This window comes from Kitasatospora sp. NPDC088391 (assembly GCF_044753345.1).
Lineage (GTDB): Bacteria > Actinomycetota > Actinomycetes > Streptomycetales > Streptomycetaceae > Kitasatospora.
In genome coordinates, this window is the sequence record NZ_JBIVNB010000005.1 from 572278 (window position 1) to 593399 (window position 21122).

At 73.0% G+C, this 21122-nt stretch carries 15 protein-coding genes and 1 riboswitch; of the genes, 10 read left to right on the forward strand and 5 right to left on the reverse strand.

Translation table 11 applies throughout. The annotated features are described in order from the left end of the window. Positions 1-149 precede the first annotated feature (149 nt). From ACIQBJ_RS19160 to ACIQBJ_RS19190, 7 genes are all read left to right on the forward strand, one after another. Complete coding sequence (locus ACIQBJ_RS19160; RefSeq protein ID WP_400711247.1) at positions 150-3107, forward strand: ATP-binding protein; 2958 nt, start codon at positions 150-152, stop codon at positions 3105-3107. A gap of 103 nt (positions 3108-3210) precedes the next feature. Continuing rightward, complete coding sequence (locus ACIQBJ_RS19165; protein ID WP_400711250.1) at positions 3211-4293, forward strand: aldose epimerase family protein; 1083 nt, start codon at positions 3211-3213, stop codon at positions 4291-4293. 312 nt (positions 4294-4605) lie between these two features. Beyond that, on the forward strand, positions 4606-5889 hold the full coding sequence (locus tag ACIQBJ_RS19170; protein WP_400711253.1) for an extracellular solute-binding protein: 1284 nt from the start codon (positions 4606-4608) through the stop codon (positions 5887-5889). 153 nt (positions 5890-6042) lie between these two features. After that, on the forward strand, positions 6043-6993 hold the full coding sequence (locus tag ACIQBJ_RS19175) for a carbohydrate ABC transporter permease (protein ID WP_400711256.1): 951 nt from the start codon (positions 6043-6045) through the stop codon (positions 6991-6993). Next, on the forward strand, positions 6990-7943 hold the full coding sequence (locus tag ACIQBJ_RS19180; protein WP_400711258.1) for a sugar ABC transporter permease: 954 nt from the start codon (positions 6990-6992) through the stop codon (positions 7941-7943). Before ACIQBJ_RS19175 ends, ACIQBJ_RS19180 begins: the two co-directional genes overlap by 4 nt. Positions 7944-8015: 72 nt before the next feature. Next, the gene (locus ACIQBJ_RS19185) at positions 8016-9737 is read left to right on the forward strand and encodes a glycoside hydrolase family 13 protein (RefSeq protein WP_400711261.1); all 1722 of its coding nucleotides are present in this window, start codon (positions 8016-8018) and stop codon (positions 9735-9737) included. A 25-nt stretch (positions 9738-9762) separates the two neighbouring features. Beyond that, positions 9763-10788, forward strand: coding sequence for a LacI family DNA-binding transcriptional regulator (locus ACIQBJ_RS19190; protein ID WP_400711264.1), 1026 nt, complete (start codon positions 9763-9765; stop codon positions 10786-10788). 88 nt (positions 10789-10876) lie between these two features. Here ACIQBJ_RS19190 and ACIQBJ_RS19195 read toward each other — a convergent pair whose 3' ends face one another. The 3 genes from ACIQBJ_RS19195 to ACIQBJ_RS19205 all read right to left on the reverse strand — a co-directional run bounded on the left by ACIQBJ_RS19195 (position 10877) and on the right by ACIQBJ_RS19205 (position 14520). Further along, entirely contained in the window at positions 10877-12799 is a 1923-nt protein-coding gene (locus tag ACIQBJ_RS19195) for an AMP-dependent synthetase/ligase (protein WP_400711267.1), read from the reverse strand. Between the two features lie 134 nt (positions 12800-12933). Continuing rightward, positions 12934-13122, reverse strand: a complete 189-nt coding sequence (locus tag ACIQBJ_RS19200) for a hypothetical protein (RefSeq protein WP_400711270.1) — start codon at positions 13120-13122, stop codon at positions 12934-12936. A gap of 165 nt (positions 13123-13287) precedes the next feature. Next, on the reverse strand, positions 13288-14520 hold the full coding sequence (locus tag ACIQBJ_RS19205; RefSeq protein ID WP_400711273.1) for a transglycosylase family protein: 1233 nt from the start codon (positions 14518-14520) through the stop codon (positions 13288-13290). 5 nt (positions 14521-14525) lie between these two features. Then, positions 14526-14699: riboswitch (cyclic di-AMP (ydaO/yuaA leader) on the reverse strand. A gap of 581 nt (positions 14700-15280) precedes the next feature. Between ACIQBJ_RS19205 and ACIQBJ_RS19210 the strand changes: the two genes are divergently transcribed. After that, the gene (locus ACIQBJ_RS19210; RefSeq protein ID WP_400711276.1) at positions 15281-17410 is read left to right on the forward strand and encodes a hypothetical protein; all 2130 of its coding nucleotides are present in this window, start codon (positions 15281-15283) and stop codon (positions 17408-17410) included. Positions 17411-17590: 180 nt separating this feature from the next. On the opposite strand, the gene ACIQBJ_RS19215 is transcribed toward ACIQBJ_RS19210, so the two are convergent. After that, entirely contained in the window at positions 17591-18484 is an 894-nt protein-coding gene (locus ACIQBJ_RS19215) for a hypothetical protein (protein WP_400711279.1), read from the reverse strand. Positions 18485-18833: 349 nt separating this feature from the next. On the opposite strand from ACIQBJ_RS19215, the gene ACIQBJ_RS19220 reads away from it, so the two are divergent. After that, complete coding sequence (locus ACIQBJ_RS19220; RefSeq protein WP_400711282.1) at positions 18834-19076, forward strand: DUF397 domain-containing protein; 243 nt, start codon at positions 18834-18836, stop codon at positions 19074-19076. A 176-nt stretch (positions 19077-19252) separates the two neighbouring features. On the opposite strand, the gene ACIQBJ_RS19225 is transcribed toward ACIQBJ_RS19220, so the two are convergent. Next, a complete protein-coding gene (locus ACIQBJ_RS19225; RefSeq protein WP_400711285.1) occupies positions 19253-19780 on the reverse strand; it encodes an ATP-binding protein in 528 nt (175 codons plus the stop codon). A 415-nt stretch (positions 19781-20195) separates the two neighbouring features. Between ACIQBJ_RS19225 and ACIQBJ_RS19230 the strand changes: the two genes are divergently transcribed. Beyond that, positions 20196-21062: a helix-turn-helix domain-containing protein gene (locus ACIQBJ_RS19230; RefSeq protein WP_400711288.1), complete on the forward strand. Its 867-nt coding sequence runs from the start codon at positions 20196-20198 to the stop codon at positions 21060-21062. The last annotated feature ends 60 nt before the right edge of the window (positions 21063-21122 follow it).

Genomic DNA, 21122 nt, shown 5'->3' on the forward strand with positions numbered 1-21122 from the left:
TCAGATGTCCTGAGTAGTAAGGCATTTGCCCCCGGCACCACCGACTAACCCTGCATCAGGTCCCCGGCCTGCACGAACGCCGCCCGCAGGGCCCCCGGCGGCGCTAAGGTCGGGAACGGAGTGCCGGACGGCGAGGCGGAGGGACGGACGTGGCCGAGGAACAGGGCGGACCGCAGCAGGGTGCGGCGGGCGGGGCGGTCGGGCCCGGCGAACGGCTCTGGGAACGCGAGCAGGAGCTGAGGTCCGCCGAACAGGCCGTGGAGCGGCTGTGTCGCGAGTTCGCCGCAGGCGGCACCAAGATCGGCGAACTGCTGGTCTTCTACGGCAAGCCCGGCATCGGCAAGACCTCGGTGCTGGAGCAGGTCCGGCGGATCGCCGGGGCGCGGCAGGACTCCACCGTGCTGTTCGCGCGCGGCAACGAACGGCAGCGCCAGGCCCCGTTCCGGGTGCTGCGCCAACTGCTGCTGCCGGTGCTCGGCGAACTCGACGAGTCCGAGCGCGCCGAGGTGTTCGGCAACTGGTACAACATCGTCGCGCCCGCCGTCGGCCTGGAACCGCCCTCCGACGAGGTCGAGCGGATCGACCCGCAGGGCATCCACGACGGCCTCGACTTCGTGATCACCCAACTGGCGCCCCGGCGCGCCCCGCTGGTGGTGGCCGTCGACGACCTGCACGCCGTCGACCAGGAGTCGCTGGCCTGGCTCGCCTCCTTCGCGCTGCGCGCCCGCGACCTGCCGGTGCTGCTCGCCTTCGCCTACCGCGAGGAGTTCACCGCCGAGGGCCGGCCCTACGCCGACCAGATCGCCGCCCAGGCCGTCCGCCAGCACGAACTGCGGCCGCTCAGCCCGGTGTCGATCGCCGAGATCGTGCACGCCGAGTTCGCCGAGGCCGACGACGCCTTCTGCCGCCAGGTCTGGGCGGTCACCGCCGGAGCCCCGTACGACACCGTGGCGCTGCTGCGCGAGGTCCGCGACCAGAACCTCGAACCCGTCGACGAGAACTCGCCCCGGCTGCGCGACCTCGCGGCCGCCGCCCGGGGCGAGGGCCTCGACTACTGGCTCGACAAGCTCGGCCCCACCTCGATCCGGTTCGCCTGGGCCGCGGCCCTGCTCGGCACCGACATCAAGGAGGACCTGGCCGCCGCGATCTGCGGGCAGGGCCCGGCCCAGGCCGCCGCCTCGGTCCGCGAACTGCGCCGCCTGCGGGTGCTCACCAGCCAGCCCAACGGCCGACTGGAGTTCGTCCACCCCCTGATCGCCACCTCGATCTACCAGTCGATCCAGCCCGCGATCCGGGCGGGCATGCACGGCATGGCCGCCAACGTGATCGAGAACAGCGGCGGATCGCTGCTCACCGCCTCCCGCCACCTGCTGGAGACCCACCCCGGCGAGGGCGACGACCTGATCGTCCGCAAGCTCCGCCGGGCCGCCGCCGAGAACCTCGCGATCGGCGCCCCCGAAGCCGCCCGCCGCTGTCTGGAGCGCGCCCTCAACGAGCCGCCGGACGAGGAGGACCGGGCCGAGGTGCTGTACGAACTCGCCTGCGCCAGCCTGCTCACCGACCCCGAGTCCACCGCCAACCAGCTGCGCCGCGCCCTCGACATCGAGGACGGCCTCAGCCCCGACCTGCGGGTCGAGGCGGTCTTCCGGCTCTCCGAGGTGATCGCCCACGGCGGCGACCTGAGCGGCGCCGCCGAACTCTGCCTGGAGGAGTCCGGGCAGACCCCCGAGGGCCCCGGCCGGCTCCGGCTGCTGGTCGCCCACCTGCTCTACACCGCGCTGCGCCGGGACGAGGACAACGGCCCCGAGCGCGCCGCCCAGGTCGCCCGACTGGTGGCCGAGGTCGACCCGGAGAGCGAGGCCGCCCGCCCGGTCCGCGCCCTGCACGCCTGGGACCTCACCCTCCAGGGCCGCGGCACCGCCGAGGCGCTGGCCGCCGCCGAGAGCGCGCTGTGCGACGGCCGGCTGCCGCGCGGCCTCGGCTGGACCAACACCACCTGGAACTTCGAACTCCCCGCCCTGCTCGGCCTCTGCTTCGCCTACAACGACGAACTCGCCCGCGCCGAGAAGCTGTTCAGCTCCGCCGTGCTGGAGTTCGAGATCGCCGGATGGAGCGGCGCGCACCGGGGCTTCGCCTACTTCCTGATGGGCTTCGCCCGGCTGCGCCGCGGCTTCCTGCCAGAGGCCGAGGACTTCCTGCGCCGCGGCCTGCGGATCGCCGACCGGATGGGCGACGCCCTGCCGCTGCAGCTGAACCTGGTCGGCACGCTGATCGACACCCTGCTGGCCCGCGGCCGCGCCCACGAGGCGTCCGAGATCGCCCGCAAGTACCGCTTCGCGCCGCCGTACCACCACACCGCGCTGCTGCTCCCCGACGTGGCGACGATCTACGGCAAGCTGCTGATCTCCCGCGGCGACTACGACATGGCCGTCGAGGTGCTGGCCGAGACCGGCATGCGGCTGGACCGGCGCGGCTGGCGCTCCCCGGTGCACGCCCCGTGGGCCGGCCACCTGGCGGTGGCGATGGCGCACCGGGACCTGCCGTCCGCCCGGAAGAACGGCGACGACGCGATCGCCCGGGCCAAGGAGTCCGGTTCGCGGTCGGCGCTCGGCTCCGCGCTGCGGCTGGCCGCCAGCGTCTGGGAGGGCGCGCACGCGGTGGAGCTGCTGCAGGAGGCGGTCGCGGTGCTGGGCCTGTCCCCGGCCAGCTACGAGCACGCGCACGCCCTGGTCGACCTCGGCGCCGCCCTGGTCGGGGTCGGCCGCAGCGTGGAGGCCGCCGAACACCTCTACCAGGGAATGGAGTTGGCCAAGCACTGCGGCGCGGACGGCCTGGAGATCCGGGCCCGCAACGTGCTCGCCAGCTCCAACCTGCGGCCCAGCCGGGCGCTCCAGCCCCCGCTGGACGCCCTGGACCCGCAGGAGCGCCAGATCGCCGAGCTCGCGGCGCACCGGATGCCGCCGCAGCGGATCGCCGAGCACCTGCAGCTGTCGGTCGGCCTGGTCCGGCAGCGGCTGGCCGCCGTCCACCGCAAGCTCGGCACCGGGCCGGAGGGCCTCGCGGAGGCGCTCGGGCTGCCCACCGACGGTTCCGGGCCGGGCGCCTGACGGCCCGCCGGTCGCTCCGGCGCGCGGGGGCGGCTCACCGGGCCGCGCGCCGGAGCGGGCTAGGCTGGCCGGGCAGGAAGATCACGAACCGAGGAGCAGCCCCATGACCGCGTCGGACCGGCCCACCGAGGTGCTCCGGGCACCCTTCGACCACTCCGGTGCGGGCGTGGGCCTGGAGCGGTGGACGCTGCGCTCCGGCCCGGTCGAGGCCACCGTGATCACGCTCGGCGCGGCGCTGCACACCCTGACCGCCCCGGACCGGGACGGCGTGCCCGCCCAGGTGCTGCTGACCACGGACGACGTCGGCCTGCTGCTCGGCCCGGCCCGGCACTACGGGGTGACGGTCGGCCGGTTCGCCAACCGGATCGCGGACAGTCGGATCACCCTGGACGGCGAGGAGTTCGCGCTGCTGCCGACCGGCCACGGCGTCACGCTGCACGGCGGCCCGGACTCCTTCTCGCACCGGGTCTGGGCGGCCGAGGAGATCCCCGGCGGGGTCCGGATGCACCTGCACTCCCCGGACGGCGACCAGGGCTTCCCGGGCGCGCTGGACGTCTGGGCGGACTTCACCCTGACCGGCTCCGACCTGGTCATCTCCTACCGGGCGGTGACCACCCGGCCCACCGTGGTCAACCTGACCAACCACGCCTACTTCAACCTGGCCGGCGAGGGCAGCGGCGACGTGCTGGGGCACCTGCTGACGCTGGACGCCGACCACTACACGCCGGTCAACGAGCAGCAGGTGCCGTACGGCCCGTACGAGCCGGTGGCGGGCACCCCGTTCGACTTCACCGCGGCCCGGGCGATCGGCGAGGGGATCGCGGCGGGCGGCGCCGAGGGGCACCCGCAGCTGAAACTTTCGCGCGGCTACGACCACAACTGGGTGCTGCGCGAGCGCCCCGCGGACGGCCCGCCGGTGCGCGCCGCACTGCTGGCGGACCCGGGCAGCGGCCGCACCCTGGAGGTGCTGACCACCGAGCCGGGCCTCCAGGTGTACACCGCGAACGGCTTCGACGGCTCGGTCACCGGCCCGTCCGGCGCGGCGCACGGCCCGTTCGCGGGAGTGGCGCTGGAGACCCAGCACCACCCGGACTCGCCGCACCACCCGCAGTACCCGTCGACCGAGCTGCGGCCGGGGCAGGAGTTCCGCTCCACCACTGTGCTGCGGCTGGGCACCGCCGGCTGAGCCGACCCGCCCGTCCGAAGGCCCCCGGGAGCACCGCTCCCGGGGGCCTTTCCGCATGTCCAAGGCCCGTTGACTGCAAGGAGTTTCCGCAAGGCGACGGATGGTCAAGACGCGTGACGGCAACTCTAAGGACACGTGGACGTAACGATCCCCGTCATCTTGCAGAAACTTGCTGCAAGGGCTTTCAGCAACGATGAAGCCGCTGTTACGTTCCTGGTCAAGCCCGACGGCCGCAACGGCGCAGTCGGCTGGGACAGCCATTATGCGCCGTCCACCTCCATCTCGGGCACCCCCACCTTTCTAGGAGTTTCCATGCGGCGTGGCATCGCGGCCTCCGCTCTCGTTGCGGCTCTGGCGGTCTCCATGGCGGCTTGCAGCAGCAGCGGCTCCGGCTCGGACGCCAAGGGCGACGGCGGACCGGTCACCATCACCTACTGGGACACCTCGAACGCCACCAACGAGGCGCCGAACTACCAGGAGCTGGTCAAGAAGTTCGAGGCCGCGAACCCGAACATCAAGGTCAACTTCGTGAACGTGCCGTTCGACACGGCGCAGAACAAGCTGCAGACCGCGATGGGCGCCAAGGGCGCGCCGGACGCCTTCCGCTCCGAGGTCGGCTGGACCTCCGCCTTCGCCAAGGCCGGCTACCTGGAGCCGCTGGACGGCACCCCCGCGCTGACCGACGCCTCGGTCTTCCAGCCCTCGCTGATCCAGCAGGCCAAGTACTCCGGCAAGACCTACGGCGTGCCGCTGGTCACCGACACCCTCGGCCTGATGTACAACAAGGAGCTCTTCGCCAAGGCCGGCATCACCGCCGCCCCCAAGACCTGGGACGAGCTCAAGGCCGACGCCGCCCAGCTGAAGGAGAAGGCCGGCGTCGACGGCTTCTGGCTGAAGGCCGGCGACGGCTACTACGCCATGCCGTTCCTGTACGGCGAGGGCACCAACATGGTGGACGCCGCGGGCAAGAAGATCACCGTCAACTCGCCCGAGGCCGCCAAGGCCGTCGAGACCTACAACTCGATGTTCACCGCCCCCGGCACCGTGAAGGCCGACGTCACCACCGACGCCTACGCGCACATGATGGACGCCTTCAACAGCGGCAAGGTCGCGGCGATCATCCAGGGCCCCTGGGAGGTCACCAACGTCTACAAGGGCGCCGCGTTCGCCGACAAGAAGAACCTCGGCATCGCCGCCGTCCCGAACGGCTCCGCCGGCAAGGGCGGCGCGCCGACCGGCGGCCACAACGTCTCGGTCTACGCCGGCTCCGACAAGGCCCACAAGGAAGCCGCGGAGAAGCTCGCCGCGTTCCTGACCTCCGCCGAGAGCCAGACCTTCCTCGCGCTGAAGAACGGCACCCTGCCCACCCGCAGCGACGCCTACACCGCCGAGGTCAAGGCCAACCCGGGCATCGCCGACTTCCAGGCGATCCTCACCTCCGCCCAGCCGCGCCCCGAACTGCCCGAGTACGCCTCGCTGTTCGGCTCCTTCGGCACCAACCTGGGCAAGATCGTCCAGGGCCAGTCGGACATCAAGACCGGCCTGGACGCCACTGCGACCGACTACGCGAAGCTCCTCCCGGACTTCAAGAAGTAATCGGATCGGCCGGCCCGGCCCACACCTGACGGTGGGCCGGGCCTCTCCTGTCGGAACCCCGTCGGAACCCCCGTCAGAACCCCGTCGGAACCCCCTTCAGCCCCCCAGCAGTCGCCGCGGCAGGCGGCGGACCCCCGGAGAAGGTGCAAACCCATGGCAGTTGCGGTCGCACAGCGCATCAAGCTGTCGTACTCGAAGTACTGGTACGCGTACGCGATGATCGCGCCGGTCGTGGTCGTCCTCGGGGTGCTGGTCGGCTACCCGCTGGTCCGCGGCGTCTACCTGACGCTGACCAACGCCACCAGCCTCAACGTCGGCCGGCAGATCGGCGTCAACCACATCCCGGACAGCTTCGACTTCATCGGGCTGGACAACTACGCGGACATCCTGTGGGGGCCGACCGCCTACGACCGCTTCTGGTCGCACTTCATCTGGACCGTCGCCTGGACCGCGATCTGCGTGGTCCTGCACTACAGCATCGGCCTCGGCCTGGCGCTGCTGCTCAACCGGAAGATGCGCGGCCGCGGCCTGTACCGGCTGGTGCTGATCCTGCCCTGGGCGGTCCCGACCTTCGTCACCGTCTTCTCCTGGCGGCTGATGCTCGCCGACAGCGGCGCCGTCAACGGCCTGCTCGGCTTCCTGCACCTGCCCGAACCCGCCTGGCTGTCCGACCCGCTGGCGCAGAAGGCCGCCGCGATCCTGGTCAACACCTGGGTCGGCGTGCCGTTCATGATGATCTCGCTGCTCGGCGGACTCCAGTCGATCCCGCAGGAGCTGTACGAGGCCGCCGAGATGGACGGCGCCAGCGCCTGGCAGCGGTTCCGCCACGTCACCCTGCCCGGCCTGCGGACCGTCTCCTCCACCGTCGTGCTGCTCGGCGTGATCTGGACCTTCAACCAGTTCGCCGTCATCTTCCTGCTGTTCGGCTCCGGCGCCCCCGACGCGCAGATCCTGGTCACCTGGGCCTACCGCCTCGGCTTCGGCCAGCAGCCCTCCGACTACGCGCAGTCCGCGACCTACGGAATCCTGCTGCTGTCGATCCTGATCGTCTTCACCAGCTTCTACCGCCGCTGGCTGGCCCGGAACGAGAAGGCCAACGGATGAGCACCGCCACCGCCTCCCAGCCCCAGGAACCCGACCAGGCAGGTAGCCCCATGACCCTCACCGCCGACCGCCCCGCCGCCGGAACGGCCCCCGCGAAGCGCCCGGCCAAGGCCCGCGGGCGCGGCCAGTCCTCCCCGCTGGCCGCCGTGCTCTCGCACGGCGCGCTGATCGCCGCCAGCCTGATCGCCCTGTTCCCGGTGCTGTACATCGCGTACATCTCGTTCGGGCCGGACGACAACGACTACCTGCACCCGACGAAGATCTTCGACAAGATGACCTTCGCCAACTACGGCAAGGTGCTCGGCGACACCGACTTCCTCACCTGGTTCGGCAACTCGGCGATCGTGGCCGGCGGCACCACCCTGATCGGCGTGCTGATCGCCGCCTCCACCGGCTACGCGGTCTCCCGGATGCGCTTCCCCGGCTACCGCCAGCTGATGTGGACCCTGCTGGTCACCCAGATGTTCCCGATCGCGGTGCTGATCGTCCCGATGTACTACATCCTGTCGAACCTCGGCATGCTGGACAGCTACACCGGCCTGATCCTGGTCTACTCGTCCACCACCGTGCCGTACTGCGCCTGGCTGCTCAAGGGCTACTTCGACACCATCCCGATGGAGATCGACGAGGCCGGCCGGGTCGACGGGCTCTCCCCGATCGGCACCTTCTGGCGGCTGATCCTGCCGCTGGCCCGCCCCGGCCTGGCGGTGGCCGCGTTCTACTCCTTCCTCACCGCCTGGGGCGAGGTCGCCTACGCGTCGACCTTCATGCTCTCCTCCGACAAGTACACGCTGGCGGTCGGCCTCTCCTCCTTCGTCAGCGAGCACGACCACCAGTGGCAGCTGATGGCCGCCACCTCGGTGCTGATCGCCCTCCCCGCCGCGGTCGTCTTCTACCTGGTGCAGCGCCACCTGGTCACCGGTCTGACGGCCGGCGCCGCGAAGTCCTGACCCCGCGCCGCGCAGTCCCGAACCCGCGCCACTCCCACGTCACTTCCACAGCCTCCGAGGGATGACTGTCCAATGACCCAGAACCTGGCCGACGCCTCCCGGCCCGCCGCCGCTCCCGCCGCTCGGACCACCGCAGCGAGCGCCGGCGCCGCCAGAGGCGACTGGTGGCGGGACGCGGTCATCTACCAGGTGTACCCGCGCAGCTTCGCCGACGGCAACGGGGACGGCATGGGCGACCTGCCCGGCGTCCGCGCCCGCCTGCCCTACCTGCGCGACCTGGGCGTGGACGCGGTCTGGCTCTCGCCGTTCTACGCCTCCCCGCAGGCCGACGCCGGCTACGACGTCGCCGACTACCGGGCCGTCGACCCGATGTTCGGCACCCTGCTGGACGCCGACGGGCTGATCCGGGACGCCCACGAGCTGGGCCTGCGGATCATCGTCGACCTGGTCCCCAACCACTCCTCCGACCGGCACGAGTGGTTCCGCCGGGCGCTGCGCGAGGGCCCCGGCTCCCCGCTGCGCGAGCGCTACCACTTCCGCCCCGGCAAGGGCGAGAACGGCGAACTCCCGCCCAACGACTGGGAGTCCATCTTCGGCGGCCCCGCCTGGACCCGCACCACCGACCCGGACGGCACCCCAGGCGACTGGTACCTGCACCTGTTCGCCCCCGAGCAGCCCGACTTCAACTGGGACAGCCCCGCCGTCGCCGACGAGTTCCGCTCCATCCTGCGGTTCTGGCTCGACATGGGCGTCGACGGCTTCCGGATCGACGTCGCGCACGGCATGGTCAAGGCCCCCGGCCTGCCCGACCTCGGCAGCCACGACCAGCTCAAGCTGCTCGGCAACGACGTCATGCCGTTCTTCGACCAGGACGGCGTGCACGCCATCTACCGCGAGTGGCGGAAGATCCTCGACGAGTACCCCGGCGCCCGGATCGGCGTCGCCGAGGCGTGGACCCCGACCGTCCAGCGGACCGCCAACTACGTCCGCCCCGACGAACTGCACCAGGCGTTCAACTTCCAGTACCTGGGCACCGGCTGGGACGCCGCCGCGCTGCGCGAGGTGATCGACCTCTCGCTCGACTCGATGCGCCCGGTCGGCGCCCCCACCACCTGGGTGCTCTCCAACCACGACGTCACCCGGCACGCCACCCGGTTCGCCAACCCGGCCGGCCTCGGCACCCAGATCCGCACCCCCGGCGACCGCGCCCTCGGCCTGCGCCGGGCCCGCGCCGCCACCCTGCTGATGCTCGCGCTGCCCGGCTCCGCCTACCTCTACCAGGGCGAGGAACTCGGCCTGCCCGACGTCACCGACCTGCCCGACGAGGTCCGCCAGGACCCGTCCTTCTTCCGGCAGGCCGGCCAGGACGGCTACCGCGACGGCTGCCGGGTCCCGATCCCGTGGTCCGGCACCGAGGCCCCCTACGGCTTCGGCCCGAACCCGGGCGGCCCCAGCTGGCTGCCGCAGCCCGCCGAGTGGGCCGAGCTGTCGGTGGAGGTCCAGACCGGCGACCCGACCTCGACCCTGGAGCTGTACCGCTCCGCGCTCGCCGTCCGCCGTGCCCAGCCCGCGCTCGGCGCCGGCACCGAGGTCGCCTGGCTGCCCGCCCCCGAGGGCGTGCTGGCGTTCCGCCGCGACTCGGCCGAGGGCTCCTTCGTGTGCACCGTGAACACCACCGGCGAAAGCGTCCGACTCCCCGCCCCCGGCCGTATGCTGCTCTCCTCCGCCGAGGCTGTCGCGGCGGAGGACGGCGTCGAACTCCCGGCCGACAGCACCGCATGGTGGGCGGTCTGACGTGGTTGCAATAGGCTCTGGGATCGTGACTACGGCGCGACTCTCCGACATCGCGGCGCAGGCGGGGGTCAGCGAAGCCACCGTCAGCCGCGTCCTCAACGGCAAGGCGGGCGTCTCCGCGACCACCCGGCAGACCGTGCTGGCCGCCCTGGACGTGCTCGGCTACGAGCGCCCCACCAGGCTGCGCCAGCGCAGCGCCGGGCTGATCGGCCTGATCACCCCGGAGCTGAGCAACCCCATCTTCCCGGCGCTGGCCCAGGTCATCGAGCAGGTGCTCAGCCGGCACGGCTACACGCCGGTGCTGTGCACCCAGACCCCGGGCGGCTCCACCGAGGACGAACTCGTCGAGATGCTGGTCGAGCGCGGCGTCGCCGGCATCGTGTTCGTCTCCGGCCTGCACGCCGACACCACCGCCGACCACGACCGGTACGCCAAACTGACCGGCCGCCAGGTCCCGTTCGTGCTGATCAACGGCTACAGCGAGAAGATCGCCGCGCCGTTCATCTCGCCGGACGACCGGGCCGCGATGTGGATGGCCGTCCAGCACCTGGTGGAACTCGGCCACGAGAACATCGGCCTGGCGGTCGGCCAGAAGCGGTACGTGCCGGTGCTGCGCAAGATCGAGGGCTTCACCGCGGCGCTGCGGCAGCTCACCGGGCGCACCGCCGAACAGGCCGAACAGCTGGTCCACCACACCCTGTTCAGCGTGGAGGGCGGGCACGCCGCCGCCCAGGCGCTGCTCGACAAGGGCTGCACGGCGATCGTCTGCGGCTCCGACATGATGGCGCTCGGCGCGATCCGGGCGGTCCGGCAGCGCGGGCTGTCGGTGCCGCAGGACGTCTCGGTGGTCGGCTTCGACGACTCGCCGTTGATAGCGTTCACCGAGCCGCCGCTGACCACCGTCCGGCAGCCGGTCGAGGCGATGGCCACGGCCGCCGTCGACGCCCTGCTGGAGGAGGTCGGCGGGAACCCGGCGCAGCGCTCCGAGTTCATGTTCCAGCCCGAGCTGGTGATGCGCGGCTCCACCGGCTCCGGCCCGCGCAACGGCTGACGGCCTGTCCGAGCGACGGTCTGTCCGAGGGCCCCGGGAGGCGACTCCCGGGGCCCTCGGCGCGCTCGGGCGGACAGTTGCCCGGTGTTCAGGCGTACAGCTGCTCGATGTCGCGCCGGTAGGCGGTGGTGACGGCCTGCCGGCGGACCTTCAGCGACGGGGTGAGCAGGCCGCGCTCCTCGGTGAAGTCGCCCGCCACCACCCGCACCCGGCGGATCGACTCGGCCCGCGAGACGGTCGAGTTGACCGCCCGCACCGCCTCGGCGAGCGCCGTCAGCACCGCGTGGTGGACCGGGACGGCGCTGACGATCTCCACCGGCTCCGGCCCGCCCGCCGGGGTCTGCGGGCGCAGCTCCAGGAACTGCTCGACCGCCTCCGGGTCCAGGGTCAGCAGCGCGCCCACGTACGGGCGGCCGTTGCCGACCACCAGGGCCTGGCTGATCATCGGGTGGGCGCGCAGCCGGTCCTCCAGCGGGCCGGGGGAGACGTTCTTGCCGCCGGAGGTCACCAGGATCTCCTTCTTGCGGCCGGTGACGGTCAGGTAGCCGTCCTCGTCCAGCCGGCCCAGGTCGCCGGTGGCGAACCAGACCGGACGGGCCGGTCTCGGCGCCCCCAACTCGTAGTAGCCGTCGAAGATCTGACCGCCGCTCAGGAACACCTCGCCGTCCTCGGCGATCCGCACCGCGCTGCCCGGCACCGGCGGTCCGACCGTGCCCGGCCGGGGCCGCAGCGGCGGGTTCACGGTGGACGGGCCGCTGGTCTCGGTCAGCCCGTAGCCCTCGTACACCAGGACGCCCGCGCCCGCGAAGAACAGCAGCAGCTCCGGGTCGATCGAGGAGCCGCCGCTGATCGCGTACCGGACCTTCCCGCCCATCGCGGCCCGGACCCGGCGGTACACCAGCGCGTCGTACAGGCCGTGCGCGACCCGCAGCGTGAACGGGGCGGGCCGGCCCTCGCCGGCCAGCGCGGCCAGTTCGGCCCGGGCGTAGCGCACCGCCACGTCCGCGGCCCGGTCGAAGACCTTCACCGCGCCCTTGGCCTGCGCCTCGGCCCGCCCGACCTGGTGGATCTTCTCGAACAGGTAGGGCACCCCGGCCAGGAAGGTCGCGCCGAAGGAGGCCAGGTCGGGCCGGAGTTCGGCGGGCTTCAGCGAGGGGCTGTGGCCGAGCCGGACCCGGCCGTACACGCAGGTGACCTGGAGCATCCGGCCCAGCACGTGGGCCAGCGGCAGGAACAGCAGGGTGCACGGCGGCTCCCCGGTGACCTCCTCGAACACCGGCTCCATCAGGGCGTGGCAGTTCGCGGCCTCGGTGAGGAAGTTGGCGTGGGTGAGCAGGCAGCCCTTCGGGCGGCCGGTGGTGCCGGAGGTGTAGATCAGGGTGGCCTCGCTGTGCGGCCCCAGCCCGGCCCGGCGGCGCTCCAACTCGGCGGCGGGGACGGCCTTCCCGAGCTCGCCGAGCGCCCCGACCGCGTCCTCGTCCAGCCGCCACAGCGGCACCGTGCCGCCGGTCCGGGCGATCGCGACCGTCAGCACCTCGGCGGTGTCGGCGTCCTCCGCGACCGCCAGCACCGCCGCCGAGTCCCGGACGATCCACTCGGCCTGCTCGACCGAGGCGCTCGGGTAGACCGGCACCACGGCGGCGCCGGCCGCCCAGGCCGCGAAGTCCAGCAGCGTCCACTCGTACCTGGTCCGGGACATCAGCACCACCCGGTCGCCGGGCCGGACGCCCACCGCGACCAGCCCGCGGGCGGCCGCCGCGACCTCCTCGGCGAACTGCCGGGCCGTCAGGTGCTGCCAGGGGCCGCCGTCCTGACGCCGGGTCATCACCACGGTGTCCGGGGCCTGTTCGGCGTTGCGGAACGGCAGGTCGGCCAGGCTCCCGCGGGCGGGCGGCGGCACCAGCGGGCCGGTGCGGGCCTCGACCACCCGGCCGCCGGACCGTAAGACCTCGACGGGCGCCCGGTCGCGCAGCTGCTCGTCGCGCCCGGCGCGGGCGAGGGGGTGGGCCATGGCGGACTCCCTTGGGTGGGTGGGGTCCGCCCAGGGTAGGTACTCGCCAGTAAACTTACTAGACGGTAAGTTCCTTGACAGTTCAGGATCTTGCGCCGTAATGCGGGGCCGGCCGCGCCGGTGCGCCCCGGGGCTCAGCCCTCCTCGACGGGCGCGGCGGGGCCGGTGAAGCGCTCGCCCCGGTGCGGGTTCCCGGTGCCGGCCCGGGTGGCCAGGTAGTCGCGGACGATCAGCTCGACCGCGTCCTGCGGGCTGCTCGCGCCGACCCGCATCATCACCTCCAGCGCGAGGTCCGCGTCGAGGGAGATGGTCAGCTTCGCCATGGGTGCGCTCCGGGGTCGGGCCGCCGCCGGACGGGCTCGGGCCCGGCGGGTCGTCCGGCCGAGCATAGGCCGCTGCCCCCGGAGCCGACCAGGGTCTCCGGGGGCAGCGGTGCCACGGGGGGGTGCCGTGCGCCGACGAAGGGTCGGGCGCGGCCGGGCGAGGGGTCAGACGCGGCCGGCGAAGTCCGGCGCCCAGTTGGCGATCGTCTCGGTGCGGACGCCGGAGCGCGGGTTCGCGGCCTCGACGTACTTGCCGTCGCCCAGGTAGATCGCCACGTGGTAGACGCCCGAGTTGGAGCCGTTGTTGGACCAGAACAGCAGGTCGCCGGCCTGCAGGTTGTTCAGCGAGACCCGGGTCGCGTAGTCGGCCTGGTCGGCGGCGACCCGCGGCAGGCTGATGCCGGCCTGGCGGAACGCGGCCTGGGTCAGGCCCGAGCAGTCCCAGCCGCCGTTGCCGGTGCCGCCGTAGATGTAGGCCTGGCCGAGCTTGCCGAGCGCGAAGTCGATCGCCGCGGCCTTGGAGCCGGTCGCCTTGACGGCGGTGCCGGTGGACGCCTTGGTCTCCTGCGCGGCGGGCTTCGCCGCGGCGGAGGTGCCCGGGGCGGACTTGGCCCGGTTCCAGGACGAGGACGGGGACTTGGTGGCGGGCGCCGACTGCTGGGCCGGGGCCTCGGCGACGGCGACGTTGCCGAGGGCCAGCTGCTGGCCCGGGTAGATCATGTCCGGGCCCTCGGTGAGGACGGACCGGTTCAGGTCGTACAGCGCCTGCCAGCCGCCGTCCACGTGCTCGCGCTGGGCGATGGTGGACAGCCAGTCGCCGGCCTGCACCGTGTAGCTGCCGGCCGAGGCGCTCGCGGCCTGCTGCTGGGGCTGCTGCTGGGCCTGCGGCTTGCTCTGGGTCCGGGACTGCTGCCAGCCGGAACCCGACTTCGGAGTCTCGGACTTCGGGGCCTGCGGCTTCGCGGCGTCGCCCGAGGACTGGGTGCCCGAGGACTTGGTGCCGCTCGGGGCGGAGGCGTCGACCTGCGGGGCGCCGCCGCCCTTGGTCAGGCCGGCCTGGATCGAGCACACCGGCCAGGCGCCGGGGCCCTGCGAGGCGAGCACCTTCTCGGCGACGGTGATCTGCTGGTCCTTGGAGGCCAGGTCGGCGCGCGAGGCGTACGCGGTGCCGCCGAACTCGGACCAGGTGGAGGCGGTGAACTGCAGGCCGCCGTAGAAGCCGTTGCCGGTGTTGATCGACCAGTCGCCGCTGGACTCGCACTGCGCGACCTTGTCCCAGGTGGAGACGGAGGCGGCGGAGGCGGTGTTGGCGGTCAGGCAGGGAACGGTGAGGCCGATGCCGACCACACCGGTGGTCGCGATCAGGCGGCGGGCGCGCTTGGCACTGATGGGCAGCATGAAGAAGCGTTCCTCTCCCACGCCTGCGAGGTGAGCTGTCGGATTCGGGCCGGAGCAGCCCGGCCGCGCGGCACCCGCAGGTGCGCACGGCTTCACCCCTAGCCCCGGGCCGGTCCGTTGGACCGTCCCCGGGCGACCTACCTGGTTCCCCCGCCCCTGCCGCGGTGCGTTTCGCATGAGCCGACCCACCCGGCGGCAGGACTCGGCGTTCCGGGAGGGCTGGGTCCGTGTGTCCACGAACGTGGGCAGGAGATTAAGCAGGTGGAAAGGGAATTCGCAAATGCCTGTGACGACCGTCACGGCGCGCGGAATTCACGATCAAGGAATTCCCGCCGAACTCGCAGATCTGCGAAGGGAGCTGGCCGGGCGTCAGGCAATTGGTGATCTTGTGCCCGTTTTGGGTGATTATGAGAATCGGTGGGTCGATATTCGGTTTCGATGGGTTTTGCTCCGGCTGATTCGGGCACTTGGTTCGCTTTGTCCGGCCCGGGTGGTGCCACCGGGGCGGCCCGGCCGAGGACGTCCGAATTCCGCCCACCGCATTCCCACGCGCCCGAATGCGCCCCGGGCGCGCCCCGCCCGCGCCGCCGCCCGCCCGGCGCCGCCACCGCCCGGCCGCCCGGACCGGGGTGTCGAACGGGAGACTGACGGTACGTCAGGATGCTTAAGCGAAACGGAAGACGCCGCTTCCCGGCCGGGATTCTGCCTATGCTGCCCCCGGACGAGTCGGAGTTCCCAGCGCCCCGGGAGGGCGGCGATCGTGGACCAGCGCGACAACGAACAGCAGGCGCCCCGCCGGCACCGGCGGCCGGTGGTCGAGCGGCGGCGGATGCTCACCTGGCTGGCGGTCGGGGCGGTGACGGCGGTCGGCGGCGGGGCGGTGCTGCGGCAGTCGCTCGCCGGGGCCGACGAGACCGCCGCCGGCCGGCCCCACCCCGGCGGCCCGCCGACCGGCCACCAGCACGGCACCGCCGCCCCGCCGCCCGCCTCCGCGAGCCCGCAGCCCACCGAGCCGCCCCCGCCGGTCGACCAGGGCGGCCGCAAGTGGTCCGACGCCAAGGGCTGGGGCGGCAAGGTCCCGGCCCCGGGCAGCGCGGTGCGGATCACCGACAAGGTGCTGCTCGACACCGACGCCCGGGTCGGCTCGCTGCTGGTTGAGGCCACCGGCTCGCTGGTCTTCGCCAAGGACCGCTCGCTCACCCTGGCCAGCTCCGGCAACGTCGAGGTGCGCGGCACCCTGGCGCTCGCCCCCGACGACGCCCACGCCCACACCCTGCTCTTCCCGGACGTCGACGAACGCCGCTTCAAGGGCGGCGGCATGACGGTCGTCGACAGCGACACCGGCCTGTGGGTCACCGGCCGGGGCTACCTGCGGCTGGACGGCGCCCCCCGCACCGCCTGGGTCCGGGCCGCCGCCGACCTGCGGGCCGGCGACGTCACGCTGAAGCTCGCCGCCGCCCCGGACGGCTGGCAGCCCGGCGACGAACTCGCCGTCACCCCGACCGCCGCGCCCGACACCGACGGCTTCTCCACCTCCTACGACCTGGTGACGGTCCAGCGGGTGGACGGCACCACCGTCACGCTCACCGCCCCGCTCAAGTACGCCCACCCCCGGGTCGCGGTCGGCGGCGGCCCCGCCTTCGGCGCCGAGGTGCTCAACCTGACCCGCAACGTCCGGGTCGAGGGCACCGAGCAGGGCCGGGCGCACGTCCACCTCACCTCCAGCCGCCCCGCCGACGTCCGGCACACCGCGATCCGCTGGATGGGCCCGCGCGCCAACGGCAAGGACAGCTGGAACGGCAAGCCCGTCACCGAGCCGGTGCTCGGCCGCTACGGGCTGCACTTCCACATGCTGCTGGACAGCTCGCGCGGCACCGAGGTCGAGGGCGTGGTGGTCCGCGACACCGGCAGCCACGCCTTCGTGCCGCACGCCGCGCACGGCATCACCTTCCGCGGCTGCATCTCCCACCAGACCTGGGAGGACGCCTACTGGTGGGACGGGCCGATCGACACCCGCACCCCGCAGGGCCCGTCCAACGACATCGCCTACCAGGGCTGCGTCGCCTCCCGCACCGTTTACGAGCCCAACCCGCGCGGCTACCGGCTGACCGGCTTCAGCCTCGGCGCGGGCACCGGCTCCTCGGCCCGGGACTGCGTGGCCGTCGGCGTCCAGGGCGCCACCGGCGCCTCCGGCTACGAGTGGCCGGAGACCAGCGAGGGCGTCTGGACCTTCGAGAACTGCCTGGCCCACAACAACCTCGAGAACGGCATCTTCGTCTGGCTCAACGCCGAGCACCACCACACCGTCAGCCGCTTCGTGGCCTACCACAACGGGGGCTGGGGCATCGAGCACGGCGCCTACCTGAACGACTTCGACTACAGCGCCTCGGTGCTGCACGGCAACGCCGCCGGCGGCATCGCCGTGCACGCGCTCGGCCGCGACAAGGGCACCGTCTTCGACGGCTTCCTGATCGACGCCGCCGGCCAGTCCGACTACGCGGTGGCCACCCTCAAGCACCAGCTCGACGGCGAGGCCGTCACGCTCAGCCGCAGCCGGCTGACCGGCTACCGCAAGGCCGGGGTGGCGTTCCGGGCCACCGACGACGGCAAGCCCGACGACATCGCCGTGCTCGACTGCGAGTTCGCCGGCACCGGCCCCGAGGTGTGGCTCGACCCGGAGTCACCCGCCCCCAAGCAGATCCTGTTCCGCCAGGCCGGCCGGACGCAGACCGTCTCGCTCACCAAGGGCAGCGGCGGGCAGGGCCTGGCCGGCACCCCCTGGAACGCCGCCACCGCCCCCGCGGACGCGCCCGGCCCGCCGCGCCCGGTCGCACTGCCCGCGCTCGCCTTCACCGCCGCCGCGCCGCGCACCGGGCGGGTCACCGGCTGACGCCCGCCCGGGGGCCGTGCCGCCCGCGGGCCGCCGCGCCCCGTCCGGGCCTGTCCGGGCCTGTCCGAGCCTGTCCGAGCCCGTCCGGGCCCGTCCACGCCCCCGTTCCGGCCCCGGACAGCGCGACGGGCGGGGGCGCGTCGATGCGCGGCCCCCGCCCGCGGCGGTCCTGGTGCGGCGTCAGCGCGCCGCGTGCGCCCCCGGGGTGCGCGGTTCGGCGGCCGCCGCGGCGGCCTCCAACTGCTCCTGGGTCGGCTCCGGGAGCACGGACAGGTAGCTGGCGGCGATCAGCTGACCGACCGTCGGGTACGCGCCGATCGGGGCGGCGCTCGGGCAGCCGGTCTCCTCGGCGGCGGTGGCCAGCAGCTCCGGGTCGGCCTCCGGGCCGATCACCAGCGGGGCCAGCGCCGGGCGCTCGGCGCCCATCGCCTTCAGGTGCGCCACGGCCCCGGCCACCGAGCCCGGCACGTCCAGCGCGGCCGCGACCACCGGCACGGCCAGCCGGGAGGCCAGCAGCACGCCCGTCATCGCGGCGGCCTCGGCGGCCTCCTGGCCGCCCACCGTGGTCAGCACCACGCCGTCGGCGGCGGTGGCGATGGCGAACAGCCGGGCCCGGTCGGCCCGGGCCAGGTTCGCCTCGGACAGGCGCACGTGCACGGCCTCGGACAGCTTGGTGTGCGGGCCCAGCGGGTCCAGCACCCGGGCGCCGGTCTCCGCCGCGGCCTTGTGCAGCCCGGGCAGGAAGCCGTGCGGCCCCGGCACCAGCGGCTGCACGATCGGCGCGGCCAGGCCGGCCTCCGCGGCGGCGGCCAGCAGGCCGGCCACGGTCGGCGCGTCCTCGCCGCCCAGATAGGCGGCCGTCACCTCGATGCCCGGCTGCTCGCCGCGCACGACGGACAGCAGCTCGTCGACGATCGGACGGGTCTCCGGCCCGGCGACGGCCGGAACGGCCAGCACCAGGGCAGGCGAACCGGCCAAGACCTCGCGGCGCTCGGGAGCGCGGTGGCGCCCCCGCGCACGGGAGCCTGGGGTACGGACGGGCAGTGGCGCGCCCGGGATGGCTGCGGTGCTCATGGGCCAGATCGTAGGACATCGACCCCGGCCCCTTGCAGCCGGATGCCGGGAGCGGGCGGCTTTCCGCCAGGAAGTGACGGTCATCACAGTGCCGGTTGTGACTCCGGGTGAACCGCGTGATAAGGGGTGATGATCGACAAAGCGCTGACGAGCGTGTGCGGACGGTCATGGCGGGACTGGTGTTTCGTCCGGCTGTGTCCGCTTACGCCCCGTCAATTACGGTGCTGTGAAGGCTTGGTGTCGGCATCGGCACGTTCTTCTGCACGGGAAGTAGCCCATGCTGATGCACGTGCAGGCGGGCTATCATCACGTCAAGTGAGGCGATTCGCCAGGCTCTGGGGAGAAGACAATGCGTGAGGCGTACAACGGCATGGCGGCAGCGGACCTCGACGGGGTGGTCTGGCAGAAGAGCCGGCACAGCAACTCGAAGGGCAACTGCGTGGAGTTCGCCGCGCTGCCGGGCGGCGACGTGGCGATGCGCAACTCGCGCTTCCCCGACGGCCCCGCGCTGGTCTACACCCGGGACGAGATCACCGCGATGCTGCTCGGTGTGAAGGACGGCGAGTTCGACCACCTGGGCGGCGCCCTCTGACGAGGCGTCAACACCCGTCCACTCCGGCCGTCGTGGGAGCATCCGCGACGGCCTCCGTGTTTTCCCGCCCGCGCCCGGTGCGTCCTCCCGCCCGCGCCCGCGCCCGGGCACGCCGAAGCCCCGACCCGGGGTCGGGGACGGTGGGGGAGCGGGGGTCGGGGTGGGGCGGAGCGGGTTCAGGCGGAGCGGCGGTGGCGGCCGAGGTTCACCGGCAGCGGCGACTCGGCGGGCGGCTCGGCCGCGCGGGCGTCGAACAGCGCCCAGACCACCTTCCCGGCGCCGGCCAGCGGGTGCCAGCCCCAGGAGCGGGAGAAGGAGTCCACCAGGTGCAGGCCGCGGCCGGACTCGGCCACGAAGTCGGCCTCGCGGGCCACCGGGCCGTTGCTGGACGGGTCGCTCACCGCGCAGACCACCTGCGGCGCCCGGTGCACCAGGCTGATCCGGATCGGCAGGGTCTCGGCGGACAGCTGGGGCATGCTCTGGGCCGGGACCCGGGAGGGCTCGCTCTGGCCGAGCGCGTGCCGCAGCGCGTTGGTCACCAGCTCCGAGGCCACCAGGGCCACGTCGTCGAAGAGTTCGCCCAGGCCCCAGCCGTTCAGGGTGTCCCGGGTGAACTCCCGCGCGGTGCGCACGGCTTCGAAGCGGGGAGCGAGGGTGCAGCTGACCACATGGGGGTCGGTCGCCAGGGCCGTACCGGTGCTCATGAAGAGCTCCTCCCATAAGGGGGCGGACACGGCGGGACCCACCGGGGTCATGCCGGTCACCTCCGACTCGCTCGGTCGCTCGACCACCGGGACGGCCCGGTGCGCGCGCACACAAGTACCCAGCGACGCACGGGCGTTGCCGGGAGGGTGTGCGGATGCGCGTGGGGTCGACGCGGTGTCCGCGGGATTGCCAAGGGCGTGCAAGTGCACGTGCACCATGGTCCCGTGCGCTCACGGCAGATGCAAGAGTCGATTCACGTGCAGTCGTGCGATTGGCATATGCATGGCCCGAATGCACGTGCAGGATGATGGGGGAGTGACCGAAGCGGTAGCACCCCGCACCACTACCGGCACGCAGCGCGCCCAAGTGATGGCAGACTGTGCAACTGGTCTGTCCGAGTGGAGGTTTGGTCCGATGACCACAGTTCAGCCCGGCGGGGGCTCGATGGTGCGCCGCATCCTCCTCGGCTCGCAGCTCCGCCGGCTCCGCGAAGGCTGCGCGATCACCCGGGAGGACGCGGGCTACGCGATCCGCGCCTCCGAGTCCAAGATCAGCCGGATGGAGCTCGGCCGGGTCTCCTTCAAGGAGCGCGACGTCGCGGACCTGCTCAGCCTCTACGGCCTGGCCGCCGGCCCGGAGCGCGAGTCGCTGCTCGCCCTCGTCCGGGAGGCCAACAAGTCCGGCTGGTGGCACAGCTACAACGACGTGCTGCCGAACTGGTTCCAGACCTACATCGGCCTGGAGGAGGCCGCCGCGCTGATCCGCACCTACGAGGTGCAGTTCGTGCCCGGCCTGCTGCAGTGCGAGGAGTACGCCGGGGCGATCTTCGCGCAGAACCGGCCGCCGCTCGCCGCCGACGAGATCGAGCGCCGCGTCACCCTGCGCACCCGGCGGCAGAAGCTGCTCACCGAGGGCCGCGGCCCGCGGCTGTGGGCCGTCATCGACGAGGCCGCGCTGCGCCGCCCCGTCGGCGGCCCCGAGGTGATGCGGGCCCAGCTGGAGCACCTGGTGGAACTGGCCCAACTCCCCAGCGTCGTCATCCAGGTGATGCCGTTCAGGTTCGGCGCGCACGCGGGGGAGAGCGGGGCCTTCTCGGTGCTGCGCTTCCCCGAGCAGGACCTGCCCGACGTGGTCTACCTGGAGCAGCTCACCAGCGCGCTCTACCTGGACAAGCGCGACGACGTGGACGAGTACCTGCAGGTGATGGAGCGGCTCTGCGTGGACAGCCTGACCCCGCAGCAGACCCTCGAACTGCTCCGGACGATCCTCAAGAGCCAGTAAAGGCCCGGCCAAGGGCCCGGAACGGGCCGCGGGGGCCGCGGCCGGGCGGTGCCGTCGGGC

What these genes read in the sequence shown, in the direction of transcription:
- ACIQBJ_RS19220 (WP_400711282.1), top strand. Translation starts at nt 18,834, where the DNA reads ATGCGTGAGGCGTACAACGGCATGGCGGCAGCGGACCTCGACGGGGTG.
- ACIQBJ_RS19170 (WP_400711253.1), top strand. Translation starts at nt 4,606, where the DNA reads ATGCGGCGTGGCATCGCGGCCTCCGCTCTCGTTGCGGCTCTGGCGGTC.
- ACIQBJ_RS19225 (WP_400711285.1), bottom strand. Translation starts at nt 19,780, where the DNA reads ATGAGCACCGGTACGGCCCTGGCGACCGACCCCCATGTGGTCAGCTGC.
- ACIQBJ_RS19200 (WP_400711270.1), bottom strand. Translation starts at nt 13,122, where the DNA reads ATGGCGAAGCTGACCATCTCCCTCGACGCGGACCTCGCGCTGGAGGTG.
- ACIQBJ_RS19180 (WP_400711258.1), top strand. Translation starts at nt 6,990, where the DNA reads ATGAGCACCGCCACCGCCTCCCAGCCCCAGGAACCCGACCAGGCAGGT.
- ACIQBJ_RS19230 (WP_400711288.1), top strand. Translation starts at nt 20,196, where the DNA reads ATGACCACAGTTCAGCCCGGCGGGGGCTCGATGGTGCGCCGCATCCTC.
- ACIQBJ_RS19185 (WP_400711261.1), top strand. Translation starts at nt 8,016, where the DNA reads ATGACCCAGAACCTGGCCGACGCCTCCCGGCCCGCCGCCGCTCCCGCC.
- ACIQBJ_RS19205 (WP_400711273.1), bottom strand. Translation starts at nt 14,520, where the DNA reads ATGCTGCCCATCAGTGCCAAGCGCGCCCGCCGCCTGATCGCGACCACC.
- ACIQBJ_RS19175 (WP_400711256.1), top strand. Translation starts at nt 6,043, where the DNA reads ATGGCAGTTGCGGTCGCACAGCGCATCAAGCTGTCGTACTCGAAGTAC.
- ACIQBJ_RS19215 (WP_400711279.1), bottom strand. Translation starts at nt 18,484, where the DNA reads ATGAGCACCGCAGCCATCCCGGGCGCGCCACTGCCCGTCCGTACCCCA.
- ACIQBJ_RS19195 (WP_400711267.1), bottom strand. Translation starts at nt 12,799, where the DNA reads ATGGCCCACCCCCTCGCCCGCGCCGGGCGCGACGAGCAGCTGCGCGAC.
- ACIQBJ_RS19165 (WP_400711250.1), top strand. Translation starts at nt 3,211, where the DNA reads ATGACCGCGTCGGACCGGCCCACCGAGGTGCTCCGGGCACCCTTCGAC.